Below are 1,738 nucleotides of genomic sequence, written 5' to 3' on the forward strand. Positions count from 1 at the left end.
GGCTGTTCAACCGTTGGTCCGAGACAATGCCTTGGTCGCGCAGCCCACTCAGGGCAGCAATTTCCTTTTGGAGAATCTCGATCCTTTTCTCACAGGCAATTTCCTGCGCCTTGCGTCCCTCGATCTCGTGCCAGTTCATCGAGCCGCTTGGTGACTATGGCGAGATTGGCGCGCGTCTGGGTGGCATCGAGCCGCATGAGGACGGACGCGACAACCGCACCGGAGAGGTTCGTGAAGGCCGCCCAGGCTCCGGCTCCTCCCACAAAGATCACGCTCGCCAGAAGGCCCGCCACCAGTGCCGGCGAATGGAGCTGGAAACGTCATTGTTCTGATGAATGCCGGACACCGGGATCCTCCATGTCAGCGCGCTCTGCCACGTGATCCTGTGTAGACTTGATGGCCTTCAGGACTTTGGAACGCGCACCGAATGCTCGCTGCCGTCCACCTTCCATCACCAACACCAAATCCACGGCGCGGATGGCGCTCGGCCTATGGCAGACGACAACCGCAATGCCTTTGCGCTCGCGCACNAACGCGCACCGAATGCTCGCTGCCGTCCACCTTCCATCACCAACACCAAATCCACGGCGCGGATGGCGCTCGGCCGATGGGCGACGACAACCGCAATGCCCTTGCGCTCGCGCACGGAGGCGATCGCCTTAACGACCGCAGCCTCGCCTTCCGCATCGAGATGGGCATTGGGTTCATCCAGCACAACAAGGAAAGGGTCTCGATAAAGAGCACGGGCAAGACCGATAAGCTGGCGCTGCCCGGCGGAAAGTGCCGATCCGGCCTCACCAATCGGAGTTTCGTAACCGTGCTCAAATCGGAGGATCAGTTCGTGGGTGCCCGCTGCTTTCGCCGCGGCGACAATAGCGTCAGGGGCAGGATTATCTTCAAAACGAGCAATGTTTTCGGCAATGGTGCNACCGGCGCCCATGCGCCAACGATGGCGCGCGAGAGAGTGTCGACTTGCCCGAACCCGATGCACCGATGACCCCGAGTGCGCTTCCCGCCTGAATGGCAAACGCAAGGCCGGTCACGGTCGGCTTCCTTTCGCCGGGCGGAACGATTGTCACGCCTTCGAGGCGCAGTTCGCGTTCAGGTGCAGGCATTGGCATAACAGAAGCGGTTTCAGGAACCTTTCCCAGGAGGTCCTCCAGCCGCGCCCAACCCTGGCGTGCCATGAGGAAGGGTTTCCAGCTTGAAATGGCCAGATCGACCGGAGCCAGCGCACGCCCCATCGTGATCGAACTGGCAATCATGACCCCGGCCGTAGTCTCCTGCCTGATGACAAGGTACGCGCCGACGGCAAGAATGGCCGATTGCAGCAGCACGCGCAGCGACTTTGAAATGCCACCCAGCCCACCTGCCACGTCCCCGACTTTCCGGTTGGCGGCCAGATACTTGGCATTGGCCTTGTGCCATCGGGCAGCGATCCGCTTTCCGAGACCGAGAGCTTGCACGACCTCGGCATTGCNCTTGGCATTGGCCTTGTGCCATCGGGCAGCGATCCGCTTTCCGAGACCGAGAGCTTGCACGACCTCGGCATTGCGGCGCGCTGCTTCCAGTAGACCATTGCGTACCATGTTGTGGTCAATGGTATCGCGTATCGGCCCTTGCGAGAGAGTGTTGGCAAGGAGTGTCAGAGATGTGAGACCGATCGCCCCGATAAGTGCCGTCATGCCGATCCAGAAATGAAAGAGGAAGCAAATGCCAAGATAAAGCAGCATCCATG

2 pseudogenes are annotated in these 1,738 nt (G+C 60.6%); both read right to left on the reverse strand.

The features are described 5' to 3' along the window. A pseudogene (locus tag X738_RS88255) lies at window positions 1-346 on the reverse strand (HlyD family type I secretion periplasmic adaptor subunit); the annotation flags it as partial. A 105-nt stretch (window positions 347-451) separates the two neighbouring features. Beyond that, window positions 452-1,738, reverse strand: a pseudogene (locus X738_RS84420) (type I secretion system permease/ATPase); the annotation flags it as partial.

The sequence above is a fragment of the Mesorhizobium sp. L48C026A00 genome (assembly GCF_000502375.1).
GTDB lineage: Bacteria > Pseudomonadota > Alphaproteobacteria > Rhizobiales > Rhizobiaceae > Mesorhizobium > Mesorhizobium muleiense.